General features: G+C 58.4%; 16 protein-coding genes. 6 read left to right on the forward strand and 10 right to left on the reverse strand.

Annotation, left to right across the window (positions count from 1 at the left end; translation table 11 throughout):
* Window positions 1-57: 57 nt before the first annotated feature.
* On the forward strand, window positions 58-1,485 hold the full coding sequence (locus DTI93_RS00365) for a nitronate monooxygenase family protein (protein WP_248460371.1): 1,428 nt from the start codon (window positions 58-60) through the stop codon (window positions 1,483-1,485).
* Window positions 1,486-1,555: 70 nt separating this feature from the next.
* Here the strand turns inward: DTI93_RS00365 and pdxH are convergent, their stop codons facing one another.
* Window positions 1,556-2,212 (reverse strand): pyridoxamine 5'-phosphate oxidase, encoded by a 657-nt coding sequence (pdxH, locus tag DTI93_RS00370; protein WP_249079279.1) that lies wholly within the window; start codon window positions 2,210-2,212, stop codon window positions 1,556-1,558.
* 138 nt (window positions 2,213-2,350) lie between these two features.
* Between pdxH and DTI93_RS00375 the strand changes: the two genes are divergently transcribed.
* On the forward strand, window positions 2,351-3,028 hold the full coding sequence (locus DTI93_RS00375; protein ID WP_249079280.1) for a 4-hydroxythreonine-4-phosphate dehydrogenase: 678 nt from the start codon (window positions 2,351-2,353) through the stop codon (window positions 3,026-3,028).
* A gap of 3 nt (window positions 3,029-3,031) precedes the next feature.
* Here DTI93_RS00375 and DTI93_RS00380 read toward each other — a convergent pair whose 3' ends face one another.
* The 4 genes from DTI93_RS00380 to DTI93_RS00395 form a co-directional block, all read right to left on the reverse strand.
* Entirely contained in the window at window positions 3,032-3,484 is a 453-nt protein-coding gene (locus tag DTI93_RS00380; protein WP_249079282.1) for a DUF1489 family protein, read from the reverse strand.
* Window positions 3,485-3,560: 76 nt separating this feature from the next.
* Window positions 3,561-4,730, reverse strand: a complete 1,170-nt coding sequence (gene hemW, locus DTI93_RS00385; RefSeq protein ID WP_249079284.1) for a radical SAM family heme chaperone HemW — start codon at window positions 4,728-4,730, stop codon at window positions 3,561-3,563.
* 2 nt (window positions 4,731-4,732) lie between these two features.
* Window positions 4,733-6,703, reverse strand: coding sequence for a potassium transporter Kup (locus tag DTI93_RS00390; protein ID WP_043560963.1), 1,971 nt, complete (start codon window positions 6,701-6,703; stop codon window positions 4,733-4,735).
* Between the two features lie 169 nt (window positions 6,704-6,872).
* Window positions 6,873-7,550: a YggS family pyridoxal phosphate-dependent enzyme gene (locus DTI93_RS00395; RefSeq protein WP_052349214.1), complete on the reverse strand. Its 678-nt coding sequence runs from the start codon at window positions 7,548-7,550 to the stop codon at window positions 6,873-6,875.
* A 94-nt stretch (window positions 7,551-7,644) separates the two neighbouring features.
* Here DTI93_RS00395 and DTI93_RS00400 point away from each other — a divergent pair, with 94 nt between their 5' ends.
* Window positions 7,645-8,973, forward strand: coding sequence for an RsmB/NOP family class I SAM-dependent RNA methyltransferase (locus DTI93_RS00400; protein WP_248630336.1), 1,329 nt, complete (start codon window positions 7,645-7,647; stop codon window positions 8,971-8,973).
* A gap of 20 nt (window positions 8,974-8,993) precedes the next feature.
* Here DTI93_RS00400 and DTI93_RS00405 read toward each other — a convergent pair whose 3' ends face one another.
* Window positions 8,994-10,016, reverse strand: coding sequence for a cysteine synthase A (locus DTI93_RS00405; RefSeq protein WP_043560960.1), 1,023 nt, complete (start codon window positions 10,014-10,016; stop codon window positions 8,994-8,996).
* Window positions 10,017-10,293: 277 nt separating this feature from the next.
* Here DTI93_RS00405 and DTI93_RS00410 point away from each other — a divergent pair, with 277 nt between their 5' ends.
* Complete coding sequence (locus tag DTI93_RS00410; RefSeq protein WP_154980986.1) at window positions 10,294-10,665, forward strand: rhodanese-like domain-containing protein; 372 nt, start codon at window positions 10,294-10,296, stop codon at window positions 10,663-10,665.
* Window positions 10,666-10,672: 7 nt separating this feature from the next.
* Here the strand turns inward: DTI93_RS00410 and DTI93_RS00415 are convergent, their stop codons facing one another.
* Complete coding sequence (locus DTI93_RS00415; RefSeq protein WP_086431829.1) at window positions 10,673-11,623, reverse strand: DUF2272 domain-containing protein; 951 nt, start codon at window positions 11,621-11,623, stop codon at window positions 10,673-10,675.
* A gap of 286 nt (window positions 11,624-11,909) precedes the next feature.
* On the opposite strand from DTI93_RS00415, the gene DTI93_RS00420 reads away from it, so the two are divergent.
* Together DTI93_RS00420 and DTI93_RS00425 are read left to right on the forward strand one after the other, a co-directional pair.
* Window positions 11,910-12,551: a hypothetical protein gene (locus DTI93_RS00420; RefSeq protein WP_081562598.1), complete on the forward strand. Its 642-nt coding sequence runs from the start codon at window positions 11,910-11,912 to the stop codon at window positions 12,549-12,551.
* Window positions 12,552-12,657: 106 nt separating this feature from the next.
* Window positions 12,658-13,380: a hypothetical protein gene (locus DTI93_RS00425; protein ID WP_249079286.1), complete on the forward strand. Its 723-nt coding sequence runs from the start codon at window positions 12,658-12,660 to the stop codon at window positions 13,378-13,380.
* Between the two features lie 77 nt (window positions 13,381-13,457).
* Here DTI93_RS00425 and DTI93_RS00430 read toward each other — a convergent pair whose 3' ends face one another.
* The 3 genes from DTI93_RS00430 to DTI93_RS00440 form a co-directional block, all read right to left on the reverse strand.
* Complete coding sequence (locus tag DTI93_RS00430; RefSeq protein WP_249079288.1) at window positions 13,458-15,203, reverse strand: Hint domain-containing protein; 1,746 nt, start codon at window positions 15,201-15,203, stop codon at window positions 13,458-13,460.
* Between the two features lie 160 nt (window positions 15,204-15,363).
* Window positions 15,364-17,004: a Hint domain-containing protein gene (locus DTI93_RS00435; RefSeq protein ID WP_249079290.1), complete on the reverse strand. Its 1,641-nt coding sequence runs from the start codon at window positions 17,002-17,004 to the stop codon at window positions 15,364-15,366.
* 251 nt (window positions 17,005-17,255) lie between these two features.
* Entirely contained in the window at window positions 17,256-18,245 is a 990-nt protein-coding gene (locus DTI93_RS00440) for an aldo/keto reductase (protein WP_081562594.1), read from the reverse strand.
* Between the last annotated feature and the right edge of the window lie 121 nt (window positions 18,246-18,366).

Genomic DNA, 18,366 nt, shown 5'->3' on the forward strand with positions numbered 1-18,366 from the left:
CAGGCTCCCTTTGCATGAGTGAGTTTTGTGATTGAGTAGTGGGGACATCTGGCCTCTATGAAGTCGATCAATGCCGTCCGTTTTGGTGGTCAGGAGGTTCTGCCCCTGGTCGAAGGGGGCAAAGGTGTTTCTGTCTCCAATGGTGTGTCTGCGGGTCATTGGGCTGCGGCAGGTGGGGTCGGAACGCTCTCTGCTGTCAATGCGGACAGTTATGACGAGCAGGGCAATCCTGTTCCGCAGGTCTATCATGGCCGGACACGCCGGGAGCGGCAGGCCGAGCTGGTGCGCTATGCCATAGAAGGGGGTATCGCACAGGCACGGATAGCCCGGGACATTTCCGGTGGCCGTGGCCGTGTTCATGCCAATTTCATGTGGGAAATGGGCGCTGCCGAGGAAGTCATCACCGGGATACTGGAAGGTGCTCCCGGGTTGATACAGGGGTTGACCTGTGGCGCAGGGATGCCCTACCGGCTGGCTGAAATTGCGGCGCAGTTCGGGATACATTACTACCCGATCGTCTCATCCGGCCGTGCATTCAGTGCGCTCTGGAAGCGCTCCTATGTGCGTTTTTCCGAGCTGCTGGGCGGTGTTGTCTATGAGGACCCCTGGCGGGCCGGCGGACATAATGGCCTCTCAAATACGGAAAACCCTCTGAAACCGGAGGAGCCCTACCACCGTGTGGCAGCCCTGCGGAAGGTCATGAATGGTTTTGGCCTTCAGCATGTGCCCATCATCATGGCTGGTGGTGTCTGGCATCTGGAAGAGTGGAGTGACTGGCTGGACAACCCCGAGATCGGGCTGATTGCTTTCCAGTTCGGTACCCGCCCCTTGTTGACGCAGGAAAGCCCTGTCCCGGATGCGTGGAAGCAGCTGCTGCTGACGCTGAAGGAGGGTGATGTCTATCTGAACCGTTTCTCTCCGACAGGTTTTTATTCATCGGCCGTGAAAAATGGTTTCCTGCGGGAGCTGTATGAGCGGTCCGAGCGACAGATTGCTTTCCGTGCGGCAGCAGAAGCCGAGTTTGATACGCCCATCTGTCTGGGCGGGCGAGGACGGGAGGTTTTTGTCCGGGCTGATGATGCCGAGAAGGTGAATCGCTGGAAGGCCGCCGGGTATATCCAGCCCATGCGGACGCCGGATGATACTGTGGTATTCGAGACGCTGGAGACGGCCCGGCAGGTTCTGGCTGATCAGGCGGCCTGCATGGGGTGCCTTTCCCAGTGCCGTTTCTCCAACTGGAGCCAGAAGGGCCCGACCTTCAGCACAGGCCAGCGGGCGGATCCCCGTTCTTTCTGTATTCAGAAGACCCTTCAGACGATCTCCCATTTGCAGGATGTCTCGCCAGAGGAGCAGAAAAAGATCGTGGATCACAATCTGGTCTTTGGTGGAACGAATGCGTGGCGCTTTGCCACAGACCCGTTCTACGCCAACGGGCATATTCCGACCGTCAAGGAGCTGGTCGATCGCATCATGACAGGGCGGTAACAGCCTCTGCCAGTCGTGGACCATGGGAAGGTGCGGGTTTTTGGGCCCGCACCTTTTTTTGTGCCTGCTCTCACGGAAAAAGACGCTGTGTTGTCCAGTACTGGCCATCCTGTGTACGGGTGAAGAGTACCCGGTCATGGAGGCGGAATGGCTTGTCCATCCAGAACTCCATGGAGGCCGGGGTGACGTGATAGCCATTCCAGTATGGTGGCCGGGGGATGGGCCCGATGGCGAAACGGGCCGTTTCTTTTGTCACGGCCTTCCAGAGGGCTTTGCGGCTGGCGATGGGGCGGGACTGCTGGCTGGCCCAGGCGCCGATGCGGCTCGCCCGGGGGCGGGAGTCGAAATAGGCGTCCGCATCTACGGCAGGAAGACGTGAGACCCGGCCCCGGATGCGGACCTGTCGGCGCAGGCTCTTCCAGTGGAAGAGCAGGGCCGCCTGCATGTTGCCTTCCAGTTCCCGTCCTTTGGCAGATTCGCTGTTCGTGTAGAAGATGAAACCTGTCTCATCAACGCCTTTCAGCAGCACCATGCGTGCATCGGGCAGGCCATGTTCATCAACCGTCGCCAGAGCCATTGCATTGGGGTCATTGGGTTCCTTCGTGCCGGCCAGCGTCAGCCATTCATGAAAAAGCAGGAAAGGGTCTTCTCCGGTGATGGTCTGCTCATCATCCTGAAAGGCTGCCTCAATGGAGTCATCGGGGGTCTTGTGGGGCGTATCGTTCATGGTGGCGTGTCCTGTCACTGTAGCCATGTTGGCCCACCATCATGGGAGGGGCTGGGGGGGAATGTCCATAGGGGCTTGGCTGGGTATGATGTGCATCCCATATGAGGGAGAGAGGATCAGGACAGTCAGGGACGAGGGATGATGGAAGCGCTCCGGTTCATTTTTATGCTGACCCGTGATGACCGCACGGTGGACAATGCTCTGGAGGCTGTGGACATCGCCCTGCGGCTGGGCATCCGGCATGTTGGCTTCAAGGATATTGGTCTGCCCGTGGAGCAGTTGCGGATACTGGCGGACAGGATCCTTTCTGCTGGAGCGACTTCATACCTGGAAATCGTGTCACCGGACCGGGAGCGGGAGCTGGATTCCGTCAAGGCCGGGCTGTCCCTGGGGGTGGACTGCCTGATGGGAGGCACGCATGTGCCGGATGTGTTGCCTCTTCTGGCAGGGCATGACGTAGCCTACTACCCGTTTGCAGGGCATGTTGTGGGGCATCCAAGCGTGCTGAAAGGCTCACCGGAGGAAATAGCCCGCAATGCGGTGGAATGGGCCGCCCATCCCGCCGTGACGGGGCTGGACCTGCTGGCGTACCGGAATGACGGGAATGTCCCGGAGGTCATCCGGGCCAGCTGTGCAGCCGTAGAGAAACCCGTGATTGTGGCAGGGTCCATCAGCACACCGGAACAGATCAGGACGGTCCGGCAGGCCGGGGCGGCGGGGTTCACCGTGGGGACATCGGCTCTGGAAGGGACATTTCCCGCCGAAAGCAGTGGTCTGGAAGATCAGCTCCGGGCCGTGATGGCCTGCTGTTCCTGACCGTTACAGAAGGCCCAGCTCGGACAGCTGGTTGCGGAGGGAGGCCGGCAGGGAACTGATCCCGTCATCGGGGAGATCAGCGGCCCCCTGACCAAGATCGGGTGGAGCATCTTCCGGTTTGAAGTACCGCCAGCCCTGAAAAGGCCGCATAGGCCGTGGCTGGGTCGGGATGACTTCGTCCGAGACGAGGATCAGCGTGCCGGGATGGCCGTCATCCCGGGTGTAGCTGTCAAACCCGATGATGGGCTGCCGACACATGATGAGACCGTTGATGACCCGGTAGATGGACCCGCCACCCTGCACGATTTCCGCAGCCCGTTTGGGCATGGTGCGGGTGCGCACGTAGGCTGTCCCCTTGTGGCGTTCCACCGCCACCCAGTCCCGCAGCATCTCGGGGGAGGTGCAGCCTACGATCAGCTTTATCATGTGGAGGGTGGGGGCTTTCTGTGCAGACATGGCGGGCATCACGCTGTGGATGATGGAAGGCTGCCCCTGTAGATGGGGTGCAGTCTGTTCTTTTCAAAGGTGGCGTTCAGAGAACAAGCTGGCCAAGCAGGGCTTCCAGCCGGAGACGGCCTTCATCCGTGGCCCGGAGGGTCTGGGCATCCTGTTCCAGATAGCCTTCCTCAAGACAGGCCTCCAGAATGACGGGGTCGAGGCAGTCTCGCAGCGGCAGGCCGGTCCGTCTGCTGAAATGGGCCGCATTGAGGCCTTCCCGCAGGCGCAGCCCCATGAGCAGGGCTTCATGAGCCTTCATGTCCGGTGAGAGTGTTTCATCGTCCCTTGTGCCATGCCCATGTGTTTCCACACGCTCTGCCCAGGGTTCCGGGGCACGATGGCGGCGTGTGGCGTGGAGCTGGCCTCTGAAGGTCAGGCGGCTGTGGGCACCGGGGCCAATGCCCAGATAGTCGTCATAATGCCAGTAGGTGAGGTTGTGGCGGCTTTCGGCACCGGGGATGGCATAGTTGGAGATTTCATAGTCACGCAGGCCGAAACGGGCGGCTTCGTCACGGGTCATCATGTAGAGGGACGCCGCCAGATCATCCTCAGGCAGGACGAGGTTGCCCCGCCTGTGCTGGGCCTCGAATTTCGTGCCGGGTTCGATCGTCAGCTGGTAGAGTGAGAGGTGGTCTGCGGCCAGAGCCAGGGCCTGCCGAAGTTCCGCACGCCATTTTTCTTCCGTCTGGCCGGGGCGGGCATAGATCAGGTCAAAGGAGAGGCGGGGGAAAATGCTGCGCCCCAGCTCCAGGGCCGCAATGGCCTGTCGTGCCGAATGTTGCCGCCCCAGAGCGGCCAGGTCGGTCTCATCAAGGCTCTGCACGCCGAGGGAAAGACGGTTGACGCTTGCCTCTGCAAAGGCACGGAACCTGTCGGCCTCCACACTGGTGGGGTTGGCCTCCAGCGTGATCTCGAGGTCATTCACGCTGGGGAAGAGGCGGCGGGCATCCTCGATCAGATGATGGACCGTCTCCGGCTGCATGAGGGAGGGCGTTCCCCCTCCGAAAAAGATCGAGACAAGCTGCCGGGGGGCGTCCTGAATCAGCCGTGTGGCTTCATGCTCCAGCTCGGCCCTCAGGGCGTTGGCGAAACGCTCCTGAGGGATGGTTTCCCGCACATGGGAGTTGAAATCACAGTACGGGCATTTGGCAAGGCAGAAAGGCCAGTGGATGTAGAGCGAAAGCGGAAGGGGCTGGTGGGCCACGATCAGATCGCAACCCGTACCCCGAACTCCATGACACGCTCCGGCGGAATCCGGAAGAACTCGGAAATCGACGTGGCATTGTTGAGGAGATAGAGGAACACCCACATCCGCCAGAGTGACATCTTCGGCACCTTGGAGCGGAAGACGAGGTCATGCGAGGTGAAATAGGACGCCTGAATGGGGTCGAAATCCATTTCTGTCATGCCAGCCAGTGTCAGGGGCAGGTTGGGCATCTCCATGAAGCCGTAACGGATGATGACCCGGCGGATGCCTGGTGCCAGTTCCTTGACAGTCATGCGCTGGTCGGGGTCCGCTTCCGGCTGGTCGAGCGTCTGCACGGTGACGAACAGGACTGTCTGGTGCAGGACCTTGTTGTGCCGCAGGTTGTAGAGCAGGGCATCCGGCACCATTTCCGGGTCCGAGGTCAGGAAGACGGCCAGACCGGGCACACGGATGGTGCGGGACTGGGTCAGCCGGGTGATGAAGGAGCCCATCGGCACGGCATCACGTTTTTTCGTGTTGCGGATGAGCTGGCGGCCACGTTGCCATGTGGTCATGATGAGTGTGCTGCCAACGGCGATGCTGAGCGGGACCCACCCTCCATCCGGAATCTTCATCACGTTGGAGGAGAAGAAGACGGCATCCATGATGAAGAAGAAGCCGAACACGGTCCCCACGGCATAGCTCTTCCACTGGAAGACACGGCGGAAGACCACCATGGCCAGCACACAGGTGCAGAGGAAGGTCCCTGTCACGGCGATGCCGTAGGCAGAAGCTAGGGCCGCAGAAGAGCGGAAGGCGATGACCAGCACGACGGACCCGAAGGCCAGAAGCCAGTTGAGGGACGGCAGGTAGATCTGCGCTTCCTCATGCGGGTTGGTGTGGATGATGCGCGTGCGGGGCAGGTAACCAAGCTGGATGAGCTGGCGGCAGAGGGAGAAACTGCCAGAGATGCCCGCCTGGCTGGCAATGATGGTGGCCATGGTCGCCAGCAGCAGCATGGGTATCTGCATCCAGTGCGGGGCCAGATAGTAGAAAGGATTGGCCAACGTGGTCGGGTTGTGGATGATGGAGGCAGCCTGCCCGAAATAGTTCAGCGTCAGGGCAGGCAGCACAAGGAAAAGCCATGCAAAGCGGATGGGTGTGCGCCCGAAATGGCCCATGTCGGCATAGAGGGCCTCCGCCCCGGTGACGGACAGCACGACCGATCCCAGCGCAATGAAGGACAGCTTGCCATGCGTGACGATGAAGCGGATGGCCTCCAGCGGGGACAGGGCCAGCAGCACACCCGGATGCAGCATGATCCCTCTTGCCCCCAGTATGGCGATGGTGAAGAACCATACCAGCATGATGGGCCCGAAAGCCCGGCCTATCTTGCCGGTGCCCAGAGCCTGGGCGGCAAACAGCCCCAGCAGGATGATGATGGCCGCCGGGATGATGAAGGCTGAAGCCTCCGGCACCGAGACCTCCACCCCTTCCACGGCGGAGAGGACGGAGATGGCTGGTGTGATGATGCCATCCCCGAAGAACAGACAGGCCCCGGCAATGCCGATCAGCCCGAAGACCCAGCGGAAATAGTTGGATTTGCAGACACGCTGCGCCAGAGCCATGAGGGCGATGATGCCCCCCTCCTTGTTATGGTCGGCCCGCATGATGAGAATGACATATTTGATGGTCACAACCAGCATCAGGGCCCAGAAGGTGAGGCTGGTCAGCCCGATGACTTCCCACGCATGGGCGGGGTGGGTTTCCGACCCGACATTGCGGATGGAGGATTGCAGGGCGTAGAGCGGGCTGGTCCCGATGTCGCCATATACGACACCCAGAGCGGCCAGCATGGCGCCAATGCCCTTGGGGTGGCTGTGCCCGCCGGGCTCCGGCGGCGGCGGTGCTGCCGTTGGCGTACCAACAGAGCTGGGATACCGGGCGTCAGAAGAAGATTCCTTGAGGGACACGCTATCCTGTTCAGACATGGTGAAACCATCCTGTATGACTGATAGACACCCATCCCCCGCAGGAAGACAGGCAGAAGTGCCCCCACGGAAGGAAGCACAGGCTGTAATGATTCTGGCTTCATGACAGTTTTTTTATGGGGAATGCAAGAGACAGCCCGAAAAAACTGTCATCCCTGTCATGCCGATATTACGGGGCGGGGCGGTCTCCAAAGATGGCCGTGCCGACACGGACAAGTGTTGCCCCCTCGGCGATGGCGGTCTCAAAGTCGGCCGACATGCCCATGGAGAGAGCGGGAAGGCCATGGCGGCGGTTCATCTCCGCCAGCCTGTGGAAGAAGGGGCGCGGGTCTTCGTCGGCGGGCGGGATGGCCATGAGACCTTTCACATGCTGGCCAAAACGGCGCAGGGCATCCTCGATGAACCGGTCCGCCTCCGAGGTGGCGATGCCGGATTTCTGCGGTTCATCACCAATGTTCACCTGCACGAACAGCTCAGGCAGGCGGCCCGTTTTCTGGGACGCCTTTTCCAGCGCCGTGCTGAGGGAGGGGCGGTCCAGACTTTCGATCACGTCGGCAAGGGCGCAGGCCTCGGTTGCCTTGTTGCTCTGGAGCGTGCCTATGAGATGCAGGCGGAGGTCCGGCCATTTTTCCCGCAGGGCAGGAAATTTGGCGGCGGCCTCCTGCACGCGGTTCTCCCCGAAAATGCGCTGCCCAGCTTCAAGGGCCTGCTGTACCGCACTTTGCGGATGGAACTTGCTGACGGCCACGAGGCTGACCGCCTCCGCCGGGCGGGCAGCCCTCTGGCAGGCGGCGCTGATGCGGGTCTGGATGCCTTCCAAGGCATGGGCGATGGTATGGTCTGTCATGATTGATGGATTGCAGCCCCTTTGGCGGGGAGGGTCAAGGGGGCGTGTAAAAACCATCTTGACTTTCCTGCCGCTGACTCCTGAAAACGGGCGCATGACAAATGCTTCTTCTCCCCGTCCAGCCCGTTCACACCCCAAGGGTGGCCGGGGGCGGCGGCCTGCTGCCCGCCCTGCCTCCATTTCCCGCCATGAAGACCCGGTGAGGGATCTGGCCTTCGACATCATCTGCGGTGTGGTGGAACATCGCCGGATGCTGGAAACCACGCTGGAGCGCAGCAGCTGCGAGGGGCGGGACCGTGCGGCGGCCCACCGTCTGGCGGCGGCCACGCTCCGCCATCTGGGCAGCATGACGGAGCTGCTCCAGCCGCTCCTCCGCCGCCAGCCGCCGGAGCCGGTCCGCTGTGCCCTGCTGCTGGGTGTGGCGCAGATCATCCATCTTCAGACACCCCCTCATGCGGCCGTGGGCACGATCGTGGACCTCCTGCACCGGCGTGGCCTGTCGCCTTTTGCCGGTCTGGCCAATGCCGTCCTGCGCCGTGTGGTGCGGGAGGCTGAAACGCTGAAGGAGGGGCTGGATGATGCCCGGCTGGATGTGCCGCACTGGCTCTGGAGTTCCTGGGGGCGGCGGGCACGGTCCATCACGCAGGGTTTCTATCAGGAAGCGCCGCTGGACCTCACCGTGAAGCCTGGTTATGAGGCCCCGGAAGGGGGCGAGCCCCTGCCGACGGGGACGGTCCGCTACCCGGCGGGCACGAAAATGGCAGACCTGCCGGGCTTTGCGGAAGGGCAGTTCTGGGCGCAGGACATGGCGGCGGCCATGCCGGTCCGGCTGATGGGCGACATGCGGGGGAAGCGGGTGGCCGACCTGTGCGCCGCACCGGGGGGCAAGACGGCCCAGCTGCTCTGTGCGGGTGCCGAGGTGATGGCCGTGGAGCGTGAGAAGCCCCGTGCCCAGAGGCTGAAGGAGAATCTGGCCCGCCTCCAGCTGAAGGCCGAGGTCATTGTGGGGGATGCCCTTCGCTGGCGTCCTTCCGAGCCGCTGGATGCCGTGCTGCTGGATGCGCCCTGCTCGGCCACGGGGACGCTGCGGCGTCACCCGGATGTCTTGTGGATCAAACGCCCCCGGGACATCACCACGCTGGCAGCGGGGCAGGACCGTTTCATTGATGCCGCCTATGACATGCTGAAGCCGGGCGGGATGCTGCTCTATGCCGTCTGTTCCCTTCAGGATGAGGAAGGTCCGCAGCGTATCGCTCACGCTCTGGAAGATGGCCGGTGGAAGCTGTCTCCTTTTACGGAGGATGAGCTGGCGGCTCTTCCCCGTGCCCGCACGGAGGAAGGGTACTTCCGTACCCATCCGGGCATGAACGTGGCACAGGGGGGCATGGATGGCTTCTTTGCCGCCCGGCTGATCCGCCGTTAGGAGCGGACCAGCCCGGGATGTCACATCCAGGGCGGGGTGGGCAGGTTCTTGCTGCGGAGGAAGTCCGGGTTGAAGAGCTTGGACTGGTATCGTGCCCCGCCATCGCTGAGGATGGTGACGATGGTATGCCCCGGCCCGAGACGGCGGGCCGTGCGGATGGCCGCAGCAATGTTGATGCCTGATGACCCGCCCACGGAGAGACCTTCTTTCATGGTGAGCTGGTAGATCTGTTCCAGAGCTTCGGCATCGGGGATGCGTTCGGCGTGATCGGGCGCACAGCCTTCCAGATTGGCCGTCACACGGGACTGGCCGATCCCTTCGGTGATGGAACTGCCGGTGATGCTGAGGTCATTGGCGGTCACCCAGCCATACAGGCCGGAGCCCTCCGGGTCGGCCAGGACGATCTCGGGAGATTTCCGGCCATCCCGCTGGGCCAGCTCCCGCAGGCCGAAGGCGATTCCTGCCAGTGTACCGCCGGACCCGCAGGAGCAGGTGAAGGCGTCGACCTTTCCGTCCAGCTGGGACCAGATTTCCGGGGCCGTGGTCGTGCGGTGGGCGTCCCGGTTGGCCGTGTTGTCGAACTGGTTGGCCCAGAAGGCCCCGGTTTCTTCGGCCAGACGGCGGGAGACATGCACGTAATTGCCGGGGTCCCGGTACGGTCTGGCGGGCACGAGGCGCAGGTCCGCTCCGATCATGCGGAGGAAGTCCAGCTTTTCCCGGCTCTGGGTTTCCGGCACGACGATGACGGCCTTGCAGCCCAGTGCATGGGCCACGAGCGTGATGCCGATGCCCGTGTTGCCCGCTGTGCCTTCCACGATCGTGCCGCCCTTGCTGAGGGCACCACGGGCAAAACCGTCCTGAATGATGGAAAGGGCCGCCCTGTCCTTGACGGACCCGCCGGGATTCATGAATTCCGCCTTGCCATAGATGGTGCAGCCCGTGATCTCGGAAGCATGATGCAGGCGGATGAGCGGGGTATTGCCAATGGCTTCCACCAGAGAGGGGCAGGGCAAGGCGTGAGGATGGGATGACAGATGTGACATATGTGCTTTGTTCCAGTGGATGGTGTGGGGCGAGGTCATGGTGGCAGAGAGGGTATCATCATTATGTTCTACGTAAAATGGTGTGGAAGAATCATTATAACTATTTAAGATGGTTATAATGCGCTCCCCGCCATTGAACTCTGGGGAGAGCGGAACAACATCAGGTTGTATGATGAGTGCAGGTCTGGCTGTACGGTTCCGGGTCGTGAATGTTCGCCCGTCTGTTGGGGGAGCGAAACATGGCCGGGACGGGGCGCCTGCGTAGAAGGAGGCTGACATGGAACATTGTACTGCGAAGGAAAGCTGGGACCGTCTTCAGGCTGATGCACGGGCCGTGCTGGTGGATGTCCGTACACCGGAGGAATGGGCGCAGGTGGGCCTGCCAGAGCTGGGAGCTCTGGGCCGGAAGGTTGTGGCGTTGACATGGGGGGCAGGCAGTGAGGCCGAGTTCCTCCACGGACTGGAAGAGGCCGTGCCGGACAAGGCCACGCCGATCTTTTTCATCTGCCGTTCAGGCATGCGGTCGCAGAAGGCTGCCGCACTGGCTGCCCAGGCCGGGTACAGGACGCTGACGAACGTTGCTGATGGCTTCGAAGACAGGCATGGCCCCGGCACGGGGTGGAAGGCCGGCGGCCTGCCTGTGAAGTAGGATCGTTTTACTGCCCGCTGTTCGGGTCCATGTCGGCATCGTAGCGGGGGGTCAGGATGGCACACCACGGGTAACGGCTGTCGTAGCTTCGCCCGTCTGGTGTGCTGACATGGCCGGTGCTGTCCGTTGGAACGTGGGTCAGCGAGACGGCATCATCCACATTGCCTCCCACGATGCTGATTTCCTTGCCGAAAGGCGGGGCATTCTGGCCCGTGGCCACTACGATGCCGCAATGGGCCGGGAAGCCGTAGGAGGTCGGCAGCATGGCATATGTGATGCTGCGGCTCCGTCCACGGCCCACGCAGAGTATGTCCCCCAACCGTGGGGCATAATTGGCGGGATTCTGTGCTGAAATACCCGGATTATTGCCGGAGGCTGCGGCATTGATGTAGGTGGCGTGGTTCGGGGAGTAGGGGAAGCGGATATTGGCACCGCCAATGCGCATGACGTAGGAGATGAAGGCGGCGGACCAAGCGTAGTTGCCGTCCCGCTGGAAGGAGAACAGGGTGCCATTGCCATCGGTACGGCCTGTCCAGCGGGCCTCATTTTCTTCCGGGGCCTGGCCGATCCACCAATATTCACCAATGCGTTGCCACAGGCCGGGCAGACGCTCCGGCTTGAGGGCGGGGCTTGTGGGCTCTGGCCTGTCATGCGGGTCCGCATCGGCAACCGGACTTCCGAACATCCGCCATTCCCGCAGGGCGATGGCGGCGACATCCTGACGGTTGAAGGGGGCAAAATTTTCGCTGGCAAAAGCCGGGACATGTGTGTCGTATCCCAGCGGGCCAGTCTGCCCATTGGCATATTGCGTCATGGGGGTGAGAGCAGGAGAATGCTGGCTGCTGCTACATGCGGCAAGCAGGGCCAGACCGCAGAGCGCCCCCCAGCCAGCCAGGGCCCTGCGGGCGACATCCCAATGGGCCGCCTGATTGCTTTCAGAGTGACGAACTGCCTTCATGATGACCTTACGCTTGCCTGCTGCGTCTGTGAGCATTTTTCATGCCCGGAAGAGGCCCAGATTAGAATGTTTTCATGGGATTGGGAACGTATTTTGCTAAAGCGGCAGGAGAAAGGATGGTGGTCTGTCGACTTACCGGGACGGGGTAATATGGTTTCAGGGGCAGGGCGTTATTTTATGTCACAACTATGGCATTTGTAATGCATTTTGAGTAACTTGTCGTATTCGTTCAGAATAAGACTGGGGGCTGCAGGGTATGAGACGATACTCCATTCCAGGTACATTCATGTGTTGCGTGTCCCTGATGGTGCTTGGTGGCTGTGATACGGTCAAGATACCGTATAAGGATGAGGATCATGCTTGGGCGGCCCGGACTGGACATGCAACCGTGATCGTACGGGCGTCCGCCATTTTTGGGCAAAAGCAGTATTATTGTGCCAATCTGGTGGAAAACTCGTTCCTCTTCCCGGATACACCGTACTATCGGGACTGGATACGGGTACTGCAGTCCCCCTATCATTTTAAGGGTGACATTACCCGGAAGGCGAAGGCCCTGTTGCGCAAGGCTCCCCGGCAGGCCATGTGCACATTTGTGTTTAGGAATGTTCCTGCTGGAAAATGGGTGTTTTTTGGCAACATCCAGCATTATCTGGCGCAACCGCAGACGCACTGGGTAAGCGGGATGGAGCTGCGCAGCAATATTTCCGGCTTCAACCTGTTGTGGGGAGGTATTGTCGTGCAGGATGACATGGGGGTCATTGCACGACAGGTTGTTCAGGATGGCAACAGGCGAAATGATATCGGCCTGTTCAAGGCCCGACATTTTGGAGCGGCTGCGGATGTCAGTACGTGGCATCCGACAGAGGAAGAAATGAAGGGGCTGGGACTCTCCGACCAGGAGATGCGACAGGTGGTTGAGGCAAAATGATGGCATTCCGTATCTTTTGCCGTCTATCATGCAGACGGTATGGCTGCGCCATAGAGATTTGACGTCACTGGAAGAAGGGTCATTCCGGATAATGGTTTTTGGAAAAATGAGACTGTATACTCTGGCAGGACTTGCCGGGATCGTGGGACTGTTGAGCGGATGCTCCGGCTATGACGGAAATTTCAAGGTCAAGCAGCTGGCCTGGGCTGGACAGCCAGGTAACAGGACTTTGGCCGTGCAGATTTCTGGCCACGATAACCTCCATCCACAGCTTTCCTGCAGGGTTGCTGATGTGGATGTCGTGCTGATGCCGGACGCCCCGTATTTCCGTGATTATCTCCGCATCGACATGGCACAGGCGGGGTTCAGGGAGAAAATTGGCAACAGCAAGGCCCTTGCCCTGGTACGGCATGCTGCCCGCAATGATGCCTGTCAGCTGGTGTTTGCCAACCTTCCGGCTGGCAGCTGGCTTCTCGCCACACGGCCTCATTTTTATGTCAATGACGAGGCAGCTGCCCAGCAGGGGAAGCCCTCACAGCATGATGTGGCACCAGCCATGTTCATGTGGAACAGGATTACGGTTGATGCGGATAATGACGTGACGGCCGTGCATGTTGAAAAAGACCTGAGCCGGATTGTCCGCAAGAAGCATCAGTATGTGCGTAAGCACACGCACAAGAAATCAAAGAAGAGGATCCGGGAGTTCCATGGTGAAGGCTCCCCGGATACACAGCAGGACAGCTGGATCATGACCCCGGCAGAGAAACAGGCCCTTGGTATTCCGGGCATGACCCTGACACCAACTGCCGTTGCTCCATCCGGCCAGTAAAGGTTGGCATATATGGCAGGAAACGGAGAGCATTGATCCAATGCGGTGTTGGAACAGGCTCTCCGTTATCCATTGATTTATCCCGCTTTTTTGACGGGTTTGTATTTCAGTTCGTTTTGATAGGTCGTCAGCGGATGTTCTGCATCAGCCGGATAAGGCCCAGCGGAAATGATTTCGATGGCCAGCAGTCCAGCTTCCGTTACAGAGTGTTGACTGGCATGGGGTAGATCAAGGGTAGCCGCTCTTTTAGTCCACCTCATTTTAGAATTTTCCAAATCGAACCAGCCTTCCATATCTTTATGTGTCAGGTGTCTATCGATATTTATGCAATCTATTCCATGGAAATAAAGTATTTCTCCTACCAAAACGCCAAGCTCGCGCCTGTCATCCACGACAGGACCATGGACGTCATAAGGTCTTCCTGTTTTTGAGAGGATGGTTACTCTTTTTACCCCGGCAGGTATGTGAAACACTTTATAGTTGTTTGAAGATCGTTTTTCTTGAAGAACATGCCCCTGTTCCGTGAGTAGTTGCAAGGCAGGATTGTGGGACACGGTTTCAGTTTTGTAGGCGTGCTGAACTGGAAACAGAAGCTGTTTTGCACGTTCAAGCAGCTTTTGATGGATAGGAGCTACAAAATCTTCTGCTGTGCATAATGGCGCTGCAGCATCTTTCTCCCATGATAGATTTTTTGAAGTAAAATCATATTCTATGACGTTTGTGTCTCCATTATCTCGCTGAAACTGGAAACGGTTTCCTGTATTGAGATAACTTTCCGTAAGAACATTATTTGCAGAAATGATGCTGTGTGTTGATGTTTCTATATGAAATATGTCATAATAAGAGAATGGTCCGCTCTTTTCGGCTGTATCGTGCATGCTTGTATCATAATATATTGATCGTCCGTTCACCATGATACGGACTGGAATAAAATGTTTCTCCAGAAGCAGGCAGTGCTCCGCTGTAACCAGAAGATCCTCGGAAGGTACATTGTCTGCCAGTGCATTTTTTTTGATACGGACCGGATAGCCGGCCATGTCCAAGGGGAGAGATGAGTCTATACGGACCCTGCTCTGTTGGCAGAAGACAACATGCTGGGGAAGAGGCTCATTTCGTCCCGATTCAGGATTGAAAGTAATTACAACGTCATTTCTGGTCAAATTTTCTATCTTTTTCGGCCCTGAGAGGGTTTCAATCATGGTTCCAGAAAGAAAGCATGTATCAAATGTAAATTTCTGGCCAAGTGAGCCATCTGTTGCTGTACCGTTATCGTCCTGCTTGAAGGTGTAAGGAACTCCATTTAACCAAAGAGTAAAATTGTTCCCGATAGACCAAGGAAGTCGAAAATTAAAACTGTATGAATACTGCGCTTGTGTTGGGTCGATCAGGGAGCGTCCATCAATACTGGAAGATGAGCTGCCCGGAACATCAGACGTGATAACGTAATACCCACCACTGCCATTACCAATGATAAAACCATTTACAGCCTTATTTCCCCAAGAGAAATCATAACCACCAGATGTAATGACACTTCCCGTATTCGGATCCTTTATTACAAAGTCCTGTACCTTCTGGTCGGATGCCCGGGTAGGAGTGTGTGTTGTAAAAGTGGCATCAACACCAAACAACTGGGATGTTATGTAGCCATTTCCATTTGCGTCAACAGATAGGGATGCAATATTTACTCTATATGTTCCAAGTGCAACGACAGGCTGCGGATTGCCGGGCATGCATGATTCTCCAAAAGAGCCAATCTTTCCTTTACCGTATAATAATAATATTTTAAGTGCAAATTCAATTATCTTTTGAGTAAAATTAACCAAATATCAATAAATGTACATTCTTTTTTCTGGTAAATCGTATTTTCTGATCGGGCAGGTAGCGCATTTCAGGTGCACAAGAGCGGAAGGAAGGTTCCTTTGCTACTCATGTTCTCTTGGTGTTTCGTGTGAACCAGTATCAGACGCCCCCAGTTTTCCTTCGTTATACAGCCCTGACGAGACCGGGCTGTGTCGTCATGTCAGCTCCATCTTCCAGAGAGTTGTTGGCAGACAGGGGATAGGGGCCTGCCGCCATGATCTGTATGGCCAGCAGCCCCGTCTCCACACCATCATTGTATTCCGGCTGACTGGGGAGAGGGAGTCTTGCAGCCCCCTGCGTCCAGCGCATGGAGGGGTTTTCCAGCCCGCACCAGCCATCCAGCTGATCGGTCATCAGGTGTGTGTCGATGCTGGTGGAATGGGCAGCCTGGAAGTGGAGAATTTCTCCGACCAGTACCCCTAGTGTGCGCCGGTCATCAACAAAGGGGCCGTGAGTGTCACAGGGGCGGCCTGTTCTGGAGACCAGCGTGACATGGGTTGTTCCGAGGGGAATGGAAAAGAGCCGGTACCCTGCGGATGTCCGCTTCTCATGCAGGACCTCTCCCCGGTCCGTGACCAGGTGGAAGGCTGGATCCTCGCAAAGGGCCTCAGCCTTGTAGGGGTGCTGGATGGGGAAACTCAGCTCTTCTGCACGCTGGAGGAATCCCTGATGAAGGGGCGCCACGAATTCCCGGGCCGTGCACAGGGGAGCAGCGGCATCACGGTACCATGACCGTTTCCGTGTAGAGAAGTCATGGGTGATGACATTGCCTGTATGACTGTCATGGCTGGACCCCACGAACTGGTAACGGTTGCCCGTATCCAGATAGCTTTCCGTCATCACATCATTGGCGAAGATGACGCTGTGCATTTCCGTCTCAATGTGGAAAATGTCGCAGGCCATCTGCCGGATTCTGTCTGTCATCTCGAAATGGATGGACCGGCCATTGACCAGCATGCGGGCAGGGACAAAGCGGTCATCAAGAAACAGGCAGTGCTCCGCCGTAACCAGAAGGTCTTCGGAGGGTACGCCATCCGCCAGGGCGTCTTTTCTGATCCGTACAGGGTAGCCGGCCATATCCATATGGGGGGAGGATGTTATCCGCAGCCGACTTCTGCCTGCCCATGTGAGACGTTGCGGCAGGGTCTGCCCGCTGATGGGGTTGTGGGTGAGAATGACATCACCAGTCTTGAGCTCTTCCACCTTGCGGGGGCCGTCTGGCGTTTCGATCAGGCTGCCAGCCAGAAAGCATGTATTGAAGGTAAACTGTTCGTTCAGAGCACCATCAGTGGCTGTACCATCATTGTCCTGATGGAAGTAATAATGCTGACCATTCAGGTCGAGGTCGAAGAAGTTGCCATTGGCCCAGTTTCTGGATGGATCGTTGGTATAACTGTAACGTGCCTGCGAGGGGTCAAGCAGGGTGGCGCCATCAATGGTGGATGAGGAGCTGCCAGGCACGGCGGAGGTGATGATGTAATAGCCTCCCGACCCATTGCCGATGATGAAGCCGTTTACCGACTTGTTGCCCCATGAGTAATCATAACTGCCGGTAAGCTGTTTTTTCGTTTGCGGATCCTGGAAGGTGAAATCCTGGACCTTCTTGTCATTGCGACCGGTCGGGGTATGGGTCGTGAAAGTGGCTTCCACGTTGTATTTGGGATTGGAGATGGTGGCCCGTTTCGTCCTCGGGTCAACCGTCAGGGAGGCGATATCCACCAGGTAGGTCCCGGTAGCGACAACGGGTTTCGGGTTACCAGCCAACGTCTGTATCCTTCGGAGGTAAGGCTTGCTCTCCGGAAAGGATATAGGTCGTTCATCTTATAATTTTCTTAACAAAAAATGGCATTAAAGTTGTATAAAAACTAATATAAAGTTAACTTCAAAAAGAAGGACTTCATATTTTTCCGTATGTTGGCCCATGTCATGTTCTGGTCCAAAAGCAGCAGAAGAAGTGGCCAGAAAGCCATGCCACTTCTTCGCCACACTGCTTCAATTTAACGTGAAGTTTTTTCTCATGACTTCCGGGCCGGTGGGGCCATGAAGGCAGGAGAGATGGGCGTGGGGACATGACGTTCCAGAATGGCGTCAATATCCTTCCTGTCCTGATCGGTCAGCTGCCAGCCGAAGACATCCGCAACACCATCAATCTGTTCCGGCTTGCGGGCACCCCACAGGGCAATGGTCGGTCCCTGGTCCAGCACCCAGCGGATGGCCAGCACCATGAGGGACTTGCCGTGGCGGTCCGCAATCGTCTTCAGTTCGTCCACAGCAGCCAGATAGTCCTTGAAGTGCTCTTTCTGGAACTTGGGGTCGCCAGACCGCAGATCACTTTCCGGGAAGGTCTTGTCCGCTGTCATCTTGCCGGTCAGCAGGCCACGGCAGAGCGGGCCATAGGCCAGCGTGACGAGCTTGTGCGTCTTCGCATAGGGCAGCACGTCCTTTTCAATCTCACGTTCAAAGAGATTGTAGGGGGACTGGACACTGGCCAGCGGGGCCACCTCACGGAAGATGTCCATCTGTTCCGGGGAGTAGTTGCTTACGCCAAGGGCACGGATTTTCCCCTCCTTGTGGAGCTTCTGGAGCTCACGGGCCGTCTCGTCGATCGGCGTGTTGGGGTCCGGCCAGTGAACCTGCTCGAGGTCGATGGTCTCGACACGCAGGCGGCGCAGGGAGTCTTCCACTTCCTTGCGGATGCGGGCAGGGCTGGAATTGCGGAACGGCTGGTGATCGTCGTTCCAGTCCAGTGCGAGCTTGGTGGCGATGCGGGCCCTGTGGGGTTTTTCTGCCAGAGCACGGCCCACGACTTCCTCGGAATGACCAAAGCCATAGACCGGAGCGGTGTCGATCAGGTCCACGCCTTCATCAAGGGCACGGTGGATGGTACGGACGGCATTGTCGTCATCAGGGCCGCCCCACATCCAGCCGCCAATGGCCCATGTGCCAAGGGCAACGCGTGATACGGGTCTGTCAAAACCGGGAATGAGAATGGTGTTTTCATTCATGGGTTTGTCTCCATCAGAAAATGAGGGCGGAGGATGCGGAATGAATCGTGCCTCGGCCCGGACCTGGAGGGCGGCCCCTCATCATGCGGGGGCGGGCAAGGCCCTTCCGGCCTCTCCGCCC

It is taken from the genome of Parasaccharibacter sp. TMW 2.1884, from assembly GCF_023337695.1.
Classification (GTDB): Bacteria; Pseudomonadota; Alphaproteobacteria; order Acetobacterales; family Acetobacteraceae; genus Bombella; species Bombella apis.

Bases quoted from the DNA above. Each gene is read 5' to 3' on its own strand.
- DTI93_RS00420 (WP_081562598.1), top strand. From the start codon at position 11,910: ATGTGTTGCGTGTCCCTGATGGTGCTTGGTGGCTGTGATACGGTCAAG.
- pdxH (WP_249079279.1), bottom strand. From the start codon at position 2,212: ATGAACGATACGCCCCACAAGACCCCCGATGACTCCATTGAGGCAGCC.
- DTI93_RS00410 (WP_154980986.1), top strand. From the start codon at position 10,294: ATGGAACATTGTACTGCGAAGGAAAGCTGGGACCGTCTTCAGGCTGAT.
- DTI93_RS00365 (WP_248460371.1), top strand. From the start codon at position 58: ATGAAGTCGATCAATGCCGTCCGTTTTGGTGGTCAGGAGGTTCTGCCC.
- DTI93_RS00415 (WP_086431829.1), bottom strand. From the start codon at position 11,623: ATGAAGGCAGTTCGTCACTCTGAAAGCAATCAGGCGGCCCATTGGGAT.
- DTI93_RS00400 (WP_248630336.1), top strand. From the start codon at position 7,645: ATGACAAATGCTTCTTCTCCCCGTCCAGCCCGTTCACACCCCAAGGGT.
- DTI93_RS00395 (WP_052349214.1), bottom strand. From the start codon at position 7,550: ATGACAGACCATACCATCGCCCATGCCTTGGAAGGCATCCAGACCCGC.
- DTI93_RS00440 (WP_081562594.1), bottom strand. From the start codon at position 18,245: ATGAATGAAAACACCATTCTCATTCCCGGTTTTGACAGACCCGTATCA.
- DTI93_RS00425 (WP_249079286.1), top strand. From the start codon at position 12,658: ATGAGACTGTATACTCTGGCAGGACTTGCCGGGATCGTGGGACTGTTG.
- DTI93_RS00390 (WP_043560963.1), bottom strand. From the start codon at position 6,703: ATGTCTGAACAGGATAGCGTGTCCCTCAAGGAATCTTCTTCTGACGCC.
- DTI93_RS00375 (WP_249079280.1), top strand. From the start codon at position 2,351: ATGATGGAAGCGCTCCGGTTCATTTTTATGCTGACCCGTGATGACCGC.
- DTI93_RS00380 (WP_249079282.1), bottom strand. From the start codon at position 3,484: ATGTCTGCACAGAAAGCCCCCACCCTCCACATGATAAAGCTGATCGTA.
- DTI93_RS00405 (WP_043560960.1), bottom strand. From the start codon at position 10,016: ATGTCACATCTGTCATCCCATCCTCACGCCTTGCCCTGCCCCTCTCTG.